Source organism: Streptomyces viridochromogenes DSM 40736, assembly GCF_000158955.1.
Taxonomy (GTDB): Bacteria; Actinomycetota; Actinomycetes; order Streptomycetales; family Streptomycetaceae; genus Streptomyces; species Streptomyces venetus.
Genome location: NZ_GG657757.1, coordinates 5,697,112 through 5,712,532, shown reverse-complemented (window position 1 = coordinate 5,712,532; position 15,421 = coordinate 5,697,112). Strand labels below are relative to the sequence as shown.

Here is a 15,421-nt window from a genome sequence, read left to right as displayed (position 1 = left end):
CACCCACAGGGTTGCCAGAACCCGAAAAAGTGATATCACTTAGATAGGCGGAAGCCAGGCAGAAGCGGCTTCCCAGGAGAACCGGGGGATCACCCATGTCCACATCGAAACCGCAGGTCACGGCCGACGTGCCAGAGATGCCGGCGCCCCGCGTGCGGGAGTTCACCGCGCACAGCATCGGCGGCGGGCTCGCCCTGCTCCTCGGCCTGCTCGGACTGCTGACCGGCGCCGGGCTGATCGCGACCGCCACCTCGGTGGCCGGGGCCGGGGCGAAGGCCGCGCTGATCGTCGCCGGCATCCTGGTCGCCCTCGCGGCCTTCCTGGCCATGTGCGGGCTGAACATGGTGGCGCCCGGCGAGGCCCGGGTGGTCCAGCTCTTCGGCCGTTACCGGGGGACGATCCGGCAGGACGGCCTGCGCTGGGTGAACCCCTTCACCACGCGTACGAAGATCTCGACGCGTGTCCGCAACCACGAGACCGCAGTCCTGAAGGTCAACGACGCCTACGGCAACCCGATCGAGCTCGCCGCGGTCGTGGTCTGGCGCGTCGAGGACACCGCGCAGGCCACCTTCGAGGTGGACGACTACATCGAGTTCGTCTCCACCCAGACCGAGGCGGCCGTGCGGCACATCGCCATCGAGTACCCCTACGACGCCCACGAGGAGGACGGCCTCTCCCTGCGCGGCAACGCCGAGGAGATCACCGAGAAGCTCGCCGTCGAACTGCACGCGCGCGTGGAGGCCGCCGGGGTGCAGATCATCGAGTCGCGCTTCACGCACCTCGCGTACGCCCCCGAGATCGCCTCGGCGATGCTCCAGCGGCAGCAGGCCGGAGCGGTCGTCGCCGCGCGGCGGCAGATCGTGGACGGAGCCGTGGGCATGGTCGAGGCCGCGATCGCCCGGATCACCGAGCGGGACATCGTGGAGCTGGACTCCGAGCGGAAGGCGACCATGGTCTCCAACCTCATGGTCGTGCTGTGCGGAGACCGCGCCGCGCAGCCGGTCCTCAACACCGGGTCCCTCTACCAGTGACGGTCCCTCCCGAAGGTCCGGGTTCGCGGCGCCGGCCGCAGCAGCAGCGCAAGCAGGTGCTGCTGCGGCTGGACCCGGCGGTGTACGAGGCGCTCGCGCGATGGGCCGGGGACGAGCTGCGGTCGGCCAACGCACAGATCGAGTTCCTGCTGCGCAAGGCGTTGGCCGAGGCGGGGCGGTTGCCGCGGGAGACCGGGCCCATCCCCCGGCGCGGCCGGCCGCCCGGGGGCTCCGCCGGCGGGCCCCCGCCGGACTGAACGACCTCGTCCCCGAGCACCGTGACCGCTGTTGCGGAACCGTGACAACAGGCGTTCACCTGCACGCCCGCACCGCCGGACACGATCTGCACACTCGGCGTATACATGCCGCGTATACACCCCGTGTACAGTCCTGGGCATGTCCATCGGTCACACTCTCCTGGGACTCCTGGAGTCCGGCCCGCGGCACGGTTACGACCTCAAGCGGGCCTTCGACGAGAAGTTCGGTCACGACCGGCCGCTGCACTACGGCCAGGTCTACTCGACGATGTCCCGCCTGCTGAAGAACGGGCTCGTCGAGGTCGACGGCATCGAGGCGGGCGGCGGGCCCGAGCGCAAGCGGTACGCGATCACCGAGGCCGGTATCACCGACGTCGAGCGCTGGCTGGCGACGCCCGAGAAGCCGGAGCCCTACCTCCAGTCGACCCTCTACACCAAGGTCGTCCTCGCGCTGCTCACCCGCCGCGACGCCGGCGACATCCTCGACACCCAGCGCTCCGAGCACCTGCGCAGCATGCGGATCCTCACCGACCGCAAGCGCAAGGGCGATCTGGCGGACCAGCTCATCTGCGACCACGCGCTCTTCCACCTGGAGGCGGACCTGCGCTGGCTGGAGCTGACCGCGGCCCGGCTGGACAAGCTCCGTGAGGCGGTGACCCGGTGACCCATCCCGCTGGTTCGCTGCTCATCGCCCAGGACCTGCGCAAGACCTACGGGCCGACCACCGCGCTCGACGGCGCCGAGTTCTCGATCCACCCGGGCGAGGTCGTCGCCGTGATGGGGCCGTCCGGCTCGGGCAAGTCGACGCTGCTGCACTGTCTCGCCGGGATCGTGACGCCCGACTCGGGCTCGATCACGTACAACGGGCGCGAGGTGACCTCGATGAGTGACTCCGAGCGCAGTGCGCTGCGCCGCTCGGAGTTCGGCTTCGTCTTCCAGTTCGGGCAGCTCGTGCCGGAACTCACCTGCGTGGAGAACGTCGCGCTGCCGCTGCGGCTGAACGGGTCGTCCCGCAAGGCGGCCGAGCGGACGGCGCTCGGCTGGATGGAACGGCTGGAGGTCGACGACCTGCGCAAGAAGCGGCCCGGCGAGGTGTCCGGCGGTCAGGGGCAGCGGGTCGCAGTCGCCCGCGCGCTGGTCACCGACCCGCGCGTGCTGTTCGCCGACGAGCCGACCGGCGCGCTCGACTCGCTCAACGGCGAGCGCGTGATGGAACTGCTCACGGAGGCCGCCCGGTCCACCAACGCGGCCGTGGTGCTCGTCACCCACGAGGCCCGGGTGGCCGCGTACTCCGACCGCGAGATCGTCGTACGGGACGGCAGGTCGCGGGACATGGAGCGGGTCGTATGAGTGTCAGGCAGTGGAGCCGGGACCTGGCCATGGGGACCCGGTTCGCCTTCGCGGGCGGACGCGAAGGATGGACCCGGGCGCTGCTGACGGCTGTCGGCGTCGGGCTCGGTGTGGCGCTGCTGCTGCTCACCACGGCCATCCCGAACGCGCTGGCGGAACGGGACCGGCGCGAGGAGGCGCGCAGCGACCACACCTTCAGCCAGCAGGAGATACCCAAGGCCGACGACACCCTGCTCGTCGTGGACGCGGACACCACGTACCGGGACCAGGACGTCCGCGGGCGCCTGCTGGAGCCGGACGGGCCCAAGGCCCCGCGGCCGCCGGGGGTCGCGGCGTTCCCGGCGGACGGCGAGATGGTCGTCTCCCCCGCACTCAAGGAGCTGCTCGCCTCCGACGACGGGAAACTGCTGCGGGAGCGGCTGCCCTACCGGATCTCGGGCACGATCGGCGAACAGGGTCTGGTCGGCTCTCAGGAACTCGCCTTCTTCGCCGGCGGCAAGGGGCTCGAGCAGCGGCTGGAGGGCCCCGCCAGCGGGGCCCGGATCGACAGCTTCGGCAACGACGACCTGGGGTCGTCCGACCCCTGGGACCCGGTGCTGCTCCTGCTGGTCCTGGTCGTCTTCGTGGTGCTGCTGATGCCGGTCGCCGTGTTCATCGCCGCGGCCGTACGGTTCGGCGGCGAGCGGCGCGACCGCAGGCTCGCGGCGCTGCGGCTGGTCGGCTCCGACAGCCGGATGACCCGCCGGATCGCCGCCGGCGAGGCGCTCGCCGGTTCCGTGCTGGGACTCGTCCTCGGCACCGGGTTCTTCCTGCTCGGACGGCAACTGGGGGCATCCGCCGAGGTGTTCCACGTCAGTGTGTTCCCGAGCTATCTGAACCCCTCTCCCCTGCTGGCCGCCCTGGTCGCCGTGGCGGTGCCGACGGCCGCGGTGCTGGTGACCCTGTTCGCGCTGCGCGGGGTGGTCATCGAGCCGCTCGGCGTGGTGCGCACCGCCAAGCCCGCGCGGCGCCGGCTGTGGTGGCGGCTGCTGCTGCCGCTGGGCGGGCTCGCGATGCTCTACCCGATGATCGGGCAGGGCCGCGACCAGGGGGACTTCAACCAGTACCTCGTCGTCGGCGGTGTCATGCTGCTGCTCGTCGGTGTGACGGCGCTGCTGCCGTGGGTCGTGGAGACGGTGGTGGCCCGGCTGGGCTCGGGCGGGGTCGCCTGGCAACTGGCCGTGCGCAGGCTCCAGTTGAGCAGTGGCGCGGCCGCTCGCATGGTCAACGGCATCGCGGTGGCGGTGGCCGGGGCGATCGCGTTGCAGATGCTGTTCGCCGGGGTGGAGGGCGACTACACCGCGTCCTCGCGGTACGACGTCTCCCGGGCCCAGATGAGCGTGGAGGTGCCGGAGGGTGCCCGCACCGCGGCCACCATCGGGGAGTACCGCGACACGGAGGGCGTGCGCAAGGTCACCGCCCTGTCCGATGTCTATCTCGGTGACCGGCGCGACGAGCCGGACTCCTTCGCCCAGATCACCGTGGCCGACTGCGCGTCGCTGCGCGAGGTGGCCACGCTCCCCTCCTGCCGCGACGGTGACGTCTTCGCGGTCAAGGGCTCGCAGTACGACAGCGAGAGCGACCACCTGGCCAAGCCCGGCACGACGTTGTGGGCCGACGCCGGGGACACTGCCCGGTCCGGCGACCGCGAGGTCTCCTGGACCGTGCCGAAGGACATCCGGCAGGCCCAGCCCCGCGAGGACCCGACCGGGAACGAGCGCGGCGGCATCCTGCTCACACCGGGTGCGCTGCCGGGCAGCCTCAAGGCCCATCTCTCCACACAGCTCTTCCTGAGTCTGGACCTCTCCAAGGCGGACGCCTACGACCACGTGCGCAACACGGCCGCGCGGCTCGACCCGACGTCCCAGCCCATGACCTGGAACAGCATCGAGCGCAACGACCGCTACGCCACCATTCGCACCGGCCTGTCCGTCGGAGCCGCGTGTGTGCTGGCACTGATCGGGGCGAGCCTGCTGGTGTCACAGCTGGAGCAGTTGCGCGAACGCCGCAAGCTGCTCTCCGCCCTGATCGCCTTCGGTACCCGGCGCCGCACCCTCAGCCTGTCGGTGCTGTGGCAGACGGCGATCCCGATCGGTCTGGGGCTGCTGCTGGCGGCAACGGTGGGCATGGCCCTGGGGGCGGTCCTGCTGCGGATGACCAACATGAAGATCCGGGTGGACTGGCCGAGCGTGCTCTCGATGACCGGCATCGGCGCGGCAGTCGTCCTGGTGGTGACCCTGCTGAGCCTGCCGCCCCTGCTGAAGCTGATGCGACCGGACGGCTTGCGCACGGAGTAGCAAGCCCGGGCCCCGCCTGCGCCGAGCCGTACCCGGGGGGCGGCGGCGTAGGCGGGGGCCTAGGTCGTGTCCGCAATGTCCCCTCGTTCGCCTATGACCCGTACGGGCAGGGGCCGCAGGGCCTGGCGCAGGGCGGCTGCCAGTTCCTCGTACTCGGCGCCGCGCGGCGCCCCCGCCCGCATCGCCAGGGCGACCCGGCGGGTGGGGGCCGGGTCGGCGAAGTACCCGGTGAGGAGCTGGTTGCTGCGGGAGGTCTCGACCTTGAGGGCCGTGCGCGGCAGCAGCGTGACGCCGAGCCCGCCCGCGACGAGTTGCACCAGCGTGGACAGCCCCGCGGCGGTCGTGGTGACGGGCGCGTCCTCGCGGCCGGCCTCCCGGCAGATGTCGAGGGCCTGGTCGCGCAGGCAGTGCCCCTCGTCCAGGAGCAGCAGGTGCAGCTCGCGCAGCGCCTCGCGCGCGATGCCCTCGCGTCCGCCGAGCTCGTGGTCCAGCGGCGTGACGAGCACGAAGTCCTCGTCGAACAGCGGCAGTTCGGCCACGCCCGGCACGCCGAGGGGCACGGCGAGCAGCAACAGGTCGAGCCGGCCGCTGCCGAGGCCGTCGACGAGGGAGGCGGTCTGCTCCTCGTGCACCTGGAGGTCGAGGTGCGGATACCTGTCGTGGACGAGCCGCAGGACCGTGGGCAGCAGATAGGGCGCCACGGTCGGGATGACGCCCAGTCGCAGCACGCCCGTGAACGGGGCGCGCACCGCCTCGGCCTCCTCCATGAGCGCGCCCACTTCCCCCAGCACCGCCTTGGCCCGGACGGCGATCCGCTCACCCTCGGGTGAGAGCAGCACCTTGCGCGTCGTACGCTCGAGGAGCGTCACTCCGAGTGTTTCCTCGAGCGCCGATACGGCACCCGAGAGAGCGGGCTGGCTCATGCCGATCGCCCCTGCCGCGTCCCGGAAGTGGAGGTGCTCGGCCACGGCCGCGAACGCCCGTAGCTGCGCGAGGCTGGGTTGCCTGCGCTTATTACCCACAGTCACTAATAACTACCTCCGATCAACCCGACCGAGTATAGCTATTTCCGTAATCAATCGAGCCTGTGCCAACATCAATAACGTCCAACCCATGAGAAACACTCGCAATCCGGGTGTTTCTTCGCTGCAAGGAGTGTGTGTGCTCACCGTCGGTGACAAGTTCCCCGAGTTCGAACTGACCGCCTGCGTCTCGCTGGAGGCGGGCAAGGAGTTCGAGGAGATCAACCACAAGACCTACGAAGGCAAGTGGAAGGTGATCTTCGCCTGGCCCAAGGACTTCACCTTCGTGTGCCCCACCGAGATCGCCGCCTTCGGCAAGCTGAACGAGGAGTTCGCCGACCGCGACGCGCAGGTCCTGGGCTTCTCCGGCGACTCCGAGTTCGTCCACCACGCCTGGCGCAAGGACCACGACGACCTGCGCGACCTGCCGTTCCCGATGATGGCCGACTCCAAGCACGAGCTCATGCGTGCCCTCGGCATCGAGGGCGAGGACGGCTTCGCCAAGCGCGCGGTGTTCATCGTGGACCAGAACAACGAGATCCAGTTCTCGATGGTGACCGCGGGTTCGGTCGGCCGTAACCCGAAGGAGGTCCTCCGGGTCCTGGACGCGCTCCAGACGGACGAGCTCTGCCCGTGCAACTGGTCGAAGGGCGACGAGACCCTCGACCCGGTCAAGCTGCTCTCCGGGGAGTGATCTGACATGTCGCTGGACGCACTGAAGTCCTCGATACCGGACTACGCCAAGGACCTGAAGCTCAACCTGGGCTCGGTCATCGGCAACTCGGACCTGCCGGCCCAGCAGCTGTGGGGCACGGTCCTGGCGACGGCGATCGCCTCCCGCTCCCCGATCGTGCTGCGCGAGCTGGAGCCCGAGGCGAAGGCGAACCTGTCGCCGGAGGCCTACACGGCGGCGAAGTCCGCGGCCGCGGTGATGGCGATGAACAACGTCTTCTACCGCACCCGGCACCTGCTGTCGGACCACGAGTACGGCAACCTGCGCGCGGGCCTGCGGATGAACGTGATCGGCAACCCGGGCGTCGACAAGGTCGACTTCGAGCTGTGGTCCTTCGCGGTCTCCGCGATCAACGGCTGCGGCATGTGCCTGGACTCGCACGAGCAGGTCCTCCGCAAGGCCGGCCTCGACCGTGACGTCATCCAGGAGGCCTTCAAGATCGCCTCCGTGATCCAGGCGGTCGGCGTCACGCTGGACGCCGAGGCGGTCCTGGCCGAGTAACCCCTGGCCGCACGCCTCACGTCGCAGGGCCCCGCCCACCTGACCGGTGGGCGGGGCCCTGCTGCTCTTCGAGGACCCGGGCTACTCCGAGAGCGACTCGGACGGCGCGGGCTGCTGTGTCGCCCCCACCGGTGTCGCCTCACGCGGCCGCGCCGCGTGCCGCAACGCCGACTTCCGTGAGTACTCGCGCAGATATCCGGCGACCGTGTTCGTCACCGCCACCAGGGGCACGGCGACGACCGCACCGCCGATCCCGGCGACCATCCCTCCCGCCGCGACCGACAGCACCACCGCGAGCGGATGCACCCGCACCGCCCGCCCCAGGATGAACGGCTGCAGGATGTGCCCCTCGATCTGCTGCACCGCGAGCACCACCACGAGCGTCATGACGGCCGTGAACACCCCCTGGGTGACCAGCGCGACCACCACCGCCAGTGCCCCGGACACCACCGCGCCGACCAGCGGTATGAACGCGAACAGGAAGATGAACACCGCCAGCGGCACGGCCATCGGCACATCGAGGAAGTAGATGCCAAGACCGATGAAGATCGCGTCGATCAGCGCCACGATCACCGTGCCCCGCACGTACGCCGTCAGCGTCCGCCAGGCCGCCGGCCCGGCCCCGGCCATTCCCGGCCGCGCCGCCGCCGGCACCAGCCTCAGCGTCCACTCCCAGATGCGCTTGCCGTCGTAGAGCAGGAACAGCGTCGAGAAGACGGCCAGCAGAATCCCCGTCAGCGCCTCGACGACGACCGTCACGCCCTCCAGCCCCGCCGAGGTGATCTGGTCGGTGTTCGCCCCGACCGCCTCCCGCAGGTTCTTGGCGATCTCGTTGATCTGCTTGTCCGTGACGTGGAAGGGGCTGTTCAGCAGCCAGTTCCGCAACTCGTCGATGCCGTTCTGGATCTGGCCCGAGAGGTCGTCGATGTTCTCCATGACCTGCCAGGTCACGAACCAGCCGATCAGCCCCATGACGACGAACCCGAGGATCGCCGTCATCGCCGTGGCCGGCCCGCGGGGCACTCCCAGTCGCCGCAACCGTCCCACGGTCGGCTGGAGCAGCGCGGTGATGAGCAGGGCGCTCACGAACGCCAGCACCACCAGCTGGACGGCGCTGATGACCCGCATCAGCACCCACAGCGTGCCCGCGAGGACGAGCAGCCGCCATCCCGCCTCCGCCGCGACCCGCACTCCCCACGGCACGGCCGAGGCGGGGTCGGGCCGGGCCGGGACGTCAGGCGCGTAGTCCGGGGGCGGCGGCACGTGTTCGCCGGGACCCGCGAGGGACTCGGACGCCTCCCGCTCCCGTTCGGCCTCGGCGCGGCGCTCGTTCCACTGCTCGCTCATCTCGGTCAGTCCGGCACCGAGCCGGCCGAGCCACCCTGGCACACGCGACATGATCCGTCCTCTTCCCCCGTCTCTGCGCAGCACTCCCCCGGGAGCCGTCCGTCCCGACCGTACATGGCGCGAGCCCCGCACCGTTGAACGGTGCGGGGCTCGGGCGAAGCGTGGGCTGCGGCTCAGGGCCGCGGGCTCAGTACCAGCTGTTGGCCTGCCAGAACGACCAAGCGTCACACGGGCTGCCGTAGCGGTCGTTCATGTAGTTCAGGCCCCACTTGATCTGGGTGGCCGGATTGGTCTGCCAGTCGGCGCCGACGGACGACATCTTGGATCCGGGCAGAGCCTGGAACATGCCGTAGGCCCCGGAGGAGGGGTTGACGGCCTTGTAGTTCCAGTCGGACTCGTGGTCCACGATGTTGCTGAAGCACTGGAACTGACCCGACGGCACGATCTGCCGCGCCATCGCCTGGATCTGCGCGATGGTGTAGGAGCTCGAGACGGGGATGTTGGAGATGTCCTTGGAACGGCTGGCGGCGGCGTCCTTGGCCTCCGCGCGCTCCTTGGCCTCCTTGGCCGCCTTGGCTGCCTTCTCGGCGGCCTCCTTCTTGGCGATGGCCGTCTCGGCGGCGGCCTTGCGGGCGGCCTCCTCGGCGTCCTTCTTGGCACTCGCGTCCGCCGCGATGGCCTGTACGTCGGCCTGCTGAGTCAGGGACGCGGTCTGCACCTGGGCCTGCTGACCCGCGGGGATGTCCGCGAGCAGCGTGGTGCCGCTTGCCGTCGCTTCGGCGTCGTTGTTCTGCGCGGTGCTGCCCGAGGCAACTCCGACGACGCTTCCGACAGCGGTGACCGCCGTGGCCGAAGCCACTGCGAATCCCCGGACCGAGATCCGGCTCACACGGTTTCCTTCCAGCACCGTCCGCTTCGGTGACCCTCGCGGACGCAATCGTGCCCCTGACGCTGGCCTCCCCAACTGCGGGGTCACGGGAGGCTCGGGCCCGGTGGGCAACTCCCGCGAGGGGAGCGCCGTGTGATGCTCGGGCGGCATACGACATCGCTATGCAGTTGAAGCTGTGCTCTTTGTGGTGCCGTACCGCTGGGGGTACAGGTGTGTCGTATGCGGGGCCTGACAGGAGTGAGACTCTGCCGTAACACGACGGTGCAAGGCAATTCCGAGTTGCGTGTGAAAGCTCACAGCCCGTTTGACGCGGGAGATTCACAGAAACCGCAAGACGCGAAGGCGCCGCCCGGCTAGGCTCTTCGCCTTTCCGGACGGCGCCAACTACTGCGTAACCACCCCTCCTTGGGGCGGAACGGTCAGATGTGACCGTCTTCGAGCATTTCGGTCACAAGGGCAGCGATCTGGGACCTCTCGGACCGGTTCAGGGTCACGTGCGCGAAGAGCGGATGCCCCTTCAGCTTCTCGACGACGGCGACGACACCGTCGTACCGGCCGACCCTGAGGTTGTCCCGCTGGGCCACGTCATGGGTGAGAACCACCCGTGAATTGGCCCCGACCCGGGACAGAACGGTCAGCAGCACGTTCCTCTCCAGCGACTGCGCCTCGTCCACGATGACGAACGCGTCGTGCAGCGAACGGCCGCGGATGTGGGTGAGCGGCAGGACCTCCAGCATGCCGCGCGCGGTGACCTCCTCGATGACCTCCCGGCTGGTGACCGCCGACAGGGTGTCGAACACGGCCTGCGCCCAGGGGCTCATCTTCTCGGCCTCGGAGCCGGGCAGATAGCCGAGCTCCTGCCCGCCCACCGCGTACAGCGGACGGAAGACCATCACCTTCTGGTGCTGACGGCGCTCCAGCACCGCCTCCAGGCCCGCGCAGAGCGCCAGCGCCGACTTTCCGGTGCCGGCCCGGCCGCCCATGGACACGATGCCGACGTCCGGGTCGAGCAGCAGGTCGAGCGCGATCCGCTGCTCGGCGCTGCGGCCCTTGATGCCGAACGCCTCGCGGTCCCCGCGTACGACGCGGATGTTGCCCTCGGGTGTGACCCGCCCGAGTGCCTTGCCGCGCTCCGACTGGATCGTCAGACCCGTGTGCACCGGCAGGTCGGCGGCTTCGGGGACGTAGACGTGCCCCTCCTCGAAGAGGATGTCCACCTGCTCGCCGGGCAGGGTCAGTTCGGACATTCCGGTCCAGCCGGAGGAGTCCGTGATGGCGAGCTCCGCGCGGTACTCCTCGGCGAGGAGTCCGACGGAGGACGCCTTGATCCTGAGCGGGAGGTCCTTCGACACGACCGTGACGTCGAACCCCTCGGCCTGCAGGTTGCGGGCGACCGCGAGGATGCGGGAGTCGTTGTCCCCCAGGCGGTAGCCGCTGGGCAGCACGCTGGGGTCCGAGTGGTTGAGCTCGACACGGACGGTCCCGCCGAGGTCCCCGGTGGGGATGGGGGCGTCGAGGCGGCCGTACCGCACCCGGAGGTCGTCGAGCAGGCGCAGGGCCTGGCGGGCGAAGTAGCCGAGTTCGGGATGGTGCCTCTTCGCCTCCAGCTCTGTCACCACGACGATGGGGAGCACCACCTCGTGCTCGTCGAAGCGGCTCAGGGCGCCTGGGTCGGCCAGCAGGACGCTGGTGTCGAGGACATAGGTGCGCCGGTCTGGCTTGTGGCGCTTTGTGCTGGTCACCACGGAAGGACGTACCCCCTCGGATGAGGTCGGGGAGCGACGGAGTGGAGCTGGACCGGTTGACGGCCGCTGAGCACGGGCCGAGAACCGGCCCTCCGCCTCTTCGTCCGTGCTGTGACCGCACGATCGGGCTGGTGCAAAGGGCCTCCCGGGCGGACGGCCCCGTGCCGTCCGCTGAGAACCGACACCCGTGGTTCGGGCATCGACCTGTCTGACTTATGCCCTCGAACGAGCGTCGCCATGCCACGGCATATGACGGCGAGCCGGTGAACTCCGTGTGACATCCGTCTTCGGAGGGGTACCGGAAAGGGTTGCGACGTGCGGTGACAGCGGTGCCCGGCGGCGTACGGCGTCTTGTTGAAACAGGGACGTCAGGAGGTGCGCGCGGGCGCGTGAATCAGCCGCCGAAACGCCGGTGGCGGGCGGCGTAGTCACGCATGGCGCGCAGGAAGTCGACCTTGCGGAAGGCCGGCCAGAACACGTCGCAGAAGTAGTACTCGGAGTGCGCGGTCTGCCAGAGCATGAATCCGGACAGCCGCTGCTCGCCACTGGTGCGGATCACCAGGTCGGGGTCGGGCTGGTCGCTGGTGTAGAGGTGACGCCCGATCATGTCGGTGTCGACGGCCTCGGTGAGCTCCTCCATCGAGGTGCCCCGCTCCTGCGCGTCGAGCAGCATCGAGCGCACGGCGTCGGCGATCTCCTGCCGGCCGCCGTAGCCGATGGCGACGTTGACCAGTATCCCGTCGACGTGCGCCGTGGTCTCCTCGGCCTCCTTCAGGACCGTCTGCATCCCGGAGGGCAGCAGGTCGGGCGTGCCCACGTGGTGCACCCGCCAGCGGCCGTCTGCGGCCAGGGTGCGGACGACGTCCTCGATGATGCCGAGCAGCGGACCGAGCTCCTCCTGCGGCCGGTCGAAATTGTCCGTGGACAGGAGCCAGAGGGTGACGACCTCGACGTCGGTCTCGGAGCACCAGCCGAGGAACTCCTCGATCTTTCCGGCACCGGCCCGGTGGCCGTCGACGGTGCTGGAACCGGCGGCCTTCGCCCAGCGCCGGTTGCCGTCCATGATGACGCCGATGTGCTTGGGCACCTGAGCGTGGTCCAGGTGGCCTTCCACCCGGCGTGCGTACAGCCTGACCAGCAGGCCGCGCAGCTTGTCGCGCAGGTTCACGTGATTGTCAGCCCCTCCGTACGGATCGGACAGGCCGCGACATGCGGCCCGGTCGTGGCCGCGGGCGGTCCCTGCCCGTATGGCGGTCCCCGGAGGCGAAGCCTACCCCCGCTGCCGTCACGGGCCGCCAAGCGGGTGCGGAACGAATGGTTCCGGCCGACGCCGTGGCGCCCCCCGGCGCACAAAGAAAACGGGCCGGTCCGTGGGGGGGATACGGACCGGCCCGAGGGGGGGTTTCCACCATAACCCTTCGTAAGTGATGCTGCGTGCATCGGCGTGCCACAACTACTCTCCGGAGTCGCCCGACAACGTGTCGATGCCCGCGGAACCTGTGGTTCAGGCCTCAGATCTGGCCGAAAGATGGCCGACGCGCAGGGAAATCGTGAGCACCGAGGCGAAAGCCGTGATCTTCTCACTCCTGGAGACCCGCTCGGCGCGTCGCCCTCGACACCCTCCGACGGGTGACCTCACCTGCGAACGCCCGCTTGACTCCGGCACAACCTGACCGTGGAGCGGCCCTGCACCGCGCAGCCCCCTCCACTGCGCGGTACCGCCCGCGCAGCTTTGCTCACGCGAATCACCTTGATCTGAACTTACGTCAGTCGCGATCCGAAGGCGAGCCACGAGCGATAACGATGTGAAAACCCTCGTCGGGAGATGCGCAAGTGGGGTGAGCGAAACGAGTGACGCGAGGGGCTGCTGGGACGTAACGGGGCGGGTGGCGTCGAACAGGACGAACAGGTGATAGGGCGAAATCAGCCCTCTTTCACTCCTCTCAGAGGGCCGGCCTGCGTGCCTCGAAGAGCTGGCGGCTGCTGTGGGCGACGAAGGGCCCCTCCGCCTCGATCCGCTCGTGCAGGGCGCGGAGCTGCGGCTGGTACGTCTCGACCGTGAAGCCGGGCACCATCCACACCACCTTCCGCAGGAAGTGCACGACCGCACCGATGTCGTGGAACTCCATGCGCAGCCTCTCCGCCCGCAGCTCGACGACCTCAAGCCCGGCCGCCTCGGCGTCGGCCCGCTCGCGGTCGGGGTGCCGGGCGCCACGCACGTCCTGCGGCTGTGGCCCGAGGAAGTGCTCGACGAGTTCGAAGACGCTGCCCGGCCCCACGTGCTGGGCGAAGTACGTCCCTCCGGGCCGCAGGACGCGGGCGATCTCCTCCCAGTGCGGGCGGACGGGGTGGCGGCTCACGACCAGGTCGAAGGCACCGTCGGCGAAGGGCAGCGGGCCGTCCTCCAGCGCGGCGACGACCGCGACTCCGCGCGGACGGAGCAGGGCGGTGGCCTTCGCCACGTTCGGCGGCCACCCCTCGGTGGCCACGGCCAGCCGGGGCACTTTCCCGGCCCGGCCGAGCGCGAACTCCAGCACTTCCCCACCCCCGGTCTGCACGTCGAGCACGGCATCGGCCCGGCCCAGCCGCTCGGCCATCGACACGGCGTACCCCCAGGAGGGCCGCGCCTCGGTGGCCCGCCCTTCGAACCAGGAGAAGTCCCATCCCTCCGTGGGGACAAAGGCGCCTTCGGTGACGAGGTCCTCGAAGGTGCGGCGGGGGTGGTGGGTCTCTGCCATGAGGGGAGTACTCCCGGTCAGGAATGGACGAGCGGTCAGGAAAGGGAGAGCGGTCAGGAAAGGACGAGCAGGACGTGCTCGTCCTCTCCGTGCCGGACGGTGCCGGTACGGAGGAAGCCGAGCTTCTCGAGGAGACGTACGGAGCCGGTGTTGCCGCTGAAGGGGTCGGCGTACAGAGGCCGGTTCTTCTCACACTCCAGGAACAGAGTCAGGGCCCTGCTCCCGATGCCGCGTCCCCAGTAGACGCGTCCGAGCCAGTACCCGATGAAGCGGCGGTCCCCGTCCCACCAGGCGACGACGCTGCCGGCGACGTCACCGGCCACGGTCACGGTCCGCACGAGCACGGTGTCGTCCCCGAGGACCCGCTGTCTCCAGTGGGTCATGAACGCCTCCCGCGGCCGGGGCGTGAACCTGGACCGCCGCACGGCCTCCTCGTCGTGCTCGTAGGCGAGGAACGCCTCTAGATCGTCGTCCACCACGGGCCGAAGCCGCACGTCATCGTCGTCGATGCTCATGCCGGTGAGTCTGGCACCCGGCACTGACAATGGTGTCCCGCGCACGGCGTCCCGTCAGGGAACGAGCGGCCGTACTTCCTCCGCCGCGAAGCGCACGAACCCCTCGGGGTCCGGTTCGTCACCGGTGGGCTGGAGGACGACGGTGTCGGCCCCGGCCTCCACCAACCGCTCGACGGCCTCGGCGACAGCACCCGCGTCCCCGGCGACACCGAGTTCCGGAACGGCTTCGAGCCCCTCGACGGCCAGTTCGGCCCGCAGCCGGCCGGCGGCGCCGGCCCCGGTGGCGGTGAGCAGATAGACGACGACGGGATGCGCCTCGTGCCCGCGGCCGGCCGCCTCCCGCCCTTCACCGATGAGGCGCCTTGCCTCGCGCACTCCTTCGGCATGGGTGGCGGCGGTGAGGACGGTCCCGTCGGCCGCCTCCCCGGTGAGCCGCAGCGAACGGGGCCCGGTGGCCCCGGCCAGCACTGCGACCCCACGGTCCGTCGCGGGCGGCCAGTCGAGCGCCACATCGTCGAGCTTGACGTACCGCCCGTCGGTCGTCACCCGCTCACCGCCCAACAGCGCCCGCAGCGCGAGGAGATGCTCCCGCAACAAGGTCACCGGCGACTCGGCCCGCGCCCCCACCTGGCCCATCCAGTCCTGCACACCGTGCCCGACCCCGACGATCGCCCGCCCCGGAAACATCCTGTCCAGCGAGGCGATCTCCATCGCCGTGATGGCGACGTTCCGCAACGGCACGGGCAACAGCCCGACCCCGACCCGCACCCGCTCCGTCCAGGCGAGGGCGGCGGCCGCGGTGGAGACACCCCCCTCCCTGAAGCAGTCCTCCCAGAGCCAGAGCTCTTCGAGCCCGGCTTCATCGGCGACACGGGCGACGGATCGAAGCCGCTCGGGGGCGAGCTGGGGGCGGAAGACGGCACCGAGTGTGGTCATGGGGTCTTCCTATCCGGGCCG

The 15,421-nt window shown here is 70.1% G+C and carries 15 protein-coding genes; 7 read left to right on the top strand and 8 right to left on the bottom strand.

Annotated elements, in window-relative coordinates:
* Positions 1 to 95: 95 nt before the first annotated feature.
* The 5 genes from SSQG_RS25275 (at position 96) to SSQG_RS25255 (ending at position 4,974) form a co-directional block, all read left to right on the top strand.
* The gene (locus tag SSQG_RS25275) at positions 96 to 1,031 is read left to right on the top strand and encodes an SPFH domain-containing protein (RefSeq protein ID WP_003992688.1); all 936 of its coding nucleotides are present in this window, start codon (positions 96 to 98) and stop codon (positions 1,029 to 1,031) included.
* Positions 1,028 to 1,288: a hypothetical protein gene (locus SSQG_RS25270; RefSeq protein ID WP_039933592.1), complete on the top strand. Its 261-nt coding sequence runs from the start codon at positions 1,028 to 1,030 to the stop codon at positions 1,286 to 1,288. The genes SSQG_RS25275 and SSQG_RS25270 overlap by 4 nt, the downstream gene beginning before the upstream one ends.
* A gap of 139 nt (positions 1,289 to 1,427) precedes the next feature.
* Entirely contained in the window at positions 1,428 to 1,952 is a 525-nt protein-coding gene (locus SSQG_RS25265) for a PadR family transcriptional regulator (RefSeq protein ID WP_003992686.1), read from the top strand.
* Positions 1,949 to 2,638, top strand: coding sequence for an ABC transporter ATP-binding protein (locus SSQG_RS25260; protein WP_003992685.1), 690 nt, complete (start codon positions 1,949 to 1,951; stop codon positions 2,636 to 2,638). Before SSQG_RS25265 ends, SSQG_RS25260 begins: the two co-directional genes overlap by 4 nt.
* Positions 2,635 to 4,974 (top strand): ABC transporter permease, encoded by a 2,340-nt coding sequence (locus SSQG_RS25255; RefSeq protein WP_003992684.1) that lies wholly within the window; start codon positions 2,635 to 2,637, stop codon positions 4,972 to 4,974. The genes SSQG_RS25260 and SSQG_RS25255 overlap by 4 nt, the downstream gene beginning before the upstream one ends.
* 59 nt (positions 4,975 to 5,033) lie before the next feature.
* On the opposite strand, the gene SSQG_RS25250 is transcribed toward SSQG_RS25255, so the two are convergent.
* The gene (locus SSQG_RS25250) at positions 5,034 to 6,002 is read right to left on the bottom strand and encodes a LysR substrate-binding domain-containing protein (RefSeq protein ID WP_078506911.1); all 969 of its coding nucleotides are present in this window, start codon (positions 6,000 to 6,002) and stop codon (positions 5,034 to 5,036) included.
* 133 nt (positions 6,003 to 6,135) lie between these two features.
* Between SSQG_RS25250 and SSQG_RS25245 the strand changes: the two genes are divergently transcribed.
* A complete protein-coding gene (locus SSQG_RS25245) occupies positions 6,136 to 6,690 on the top strand; it encodes a peroxiredoxin (RefSeq protein WP_039933591.1) in 555 nt (184 codons plus the stop codon).
* A 6-nt stretch (positions 6,691 to 6,696) separates the two neighbouring features.
* Complete coding sequence (locus SSQG_RS25240) at positions 6,697 to 7,230, top strand: alkyl hydroperoxide reductase (RefSeq protein ID WP_003992681.1); 534 nt, start codon at positions 6,697 to 6,699, stop codon at positions 7,228 to 7,230.
* Positions 7,231 to 7,311: 81 nt separating this feature from the next.
* Here SSQG_RS25240 and SSQG_RS25235 read toward each other — a convergent pair whose 3' ends face one another.
* The 7 genes from SSQG_RS25235 to SSQG_RS25205 form a co-directional block, all read right to left on the bottom strand.
* Positions 7,312 to 8,628: an AI-2E family transporter gene (locus SSQG_RS25235; protein WP_039933590.1), complete on the bottom strand. Its 1,317-nt coding sequence runs from the start codon at positions 8,626 to 8,628 to the stop codon at positions 7,312 to 7,314.
* A gap of 136 nt (positions 8,629 to 8,764) precedes the next feature.
* A complete protein-coding gene (locus SSQG_RS25230; protein WP_052310347.1) occupies positions 8,765 to 9,466 on the bottom strand; it encodes a transglycosylase SLT domain-containing protein in 702 nt (233 codons plus the stop codon).
* Between the two features lie 419 nt (positions 9,467 to 9,885).
* A complete protein-coding gene (locus SSQG_RS25225; RefSeq protein ID WP_003992678.1) occupies positions 9,886 to 11,211 on the bottom strand; it encodes a PhoH family protein in 1,326 nt (441 codons plus the stop codon).
* Between the two features lie 394 nt (positions 11,212 to 11,605).
* On the bottom strand, positions 11,606 to 12,379 hold the full coding sequence (locus SSQG_RS25220) for an isoprenyl transferase (RefSeq protein ID WP_003992677.1): 774 nt from the start codon (positions 12,377 to 12,379) through the stop codon (positions 11,606 to 11,608).
* Positions 12,380 to 13,154: 775 nt separating this feature from the next.
* Complete coding sequence (locus SSQG_RS25215) at positions 13,155 to 13,949, bottom strand: class I SAM-dependent methyltransferase (RefSeq protein ID WP_039933589.1); 795 nt, start codon at positions 13,947 to 13,949, stop codon at positions 13,155 to 13,157.
* A gap of 53 nt (positions 13,950 to 14,002) precedes the next feature.
* Positions 14,003 to 14,464: a GNAT family N-acetyltransferase gene (locus tag SSQG_RS25210; RefSeq protein ID WP_052310346.1), complete on the bottom strand. Its 462-nt coding sequence runs from the start codon at positions 14,462 to 14,464 to the stop codon at positions 14,003 to 14,005.
* Between the two features lie 54 nt (positions 14,465 to 14,518).
* On the bottom strand, positions 14,519 to 15,400 hold the full coding sequence (locus SSQG_RS25205) for an LLM class flavin-dependent oxidoreductase (protein WP_003992674.1): 882 nt from the start codon (positions 15,398 to 15,400) through the stop codon (positions 14,519 to 14,521).
* Positions 15,401 to 15,421: the final 21 nt, after the last annotated feature.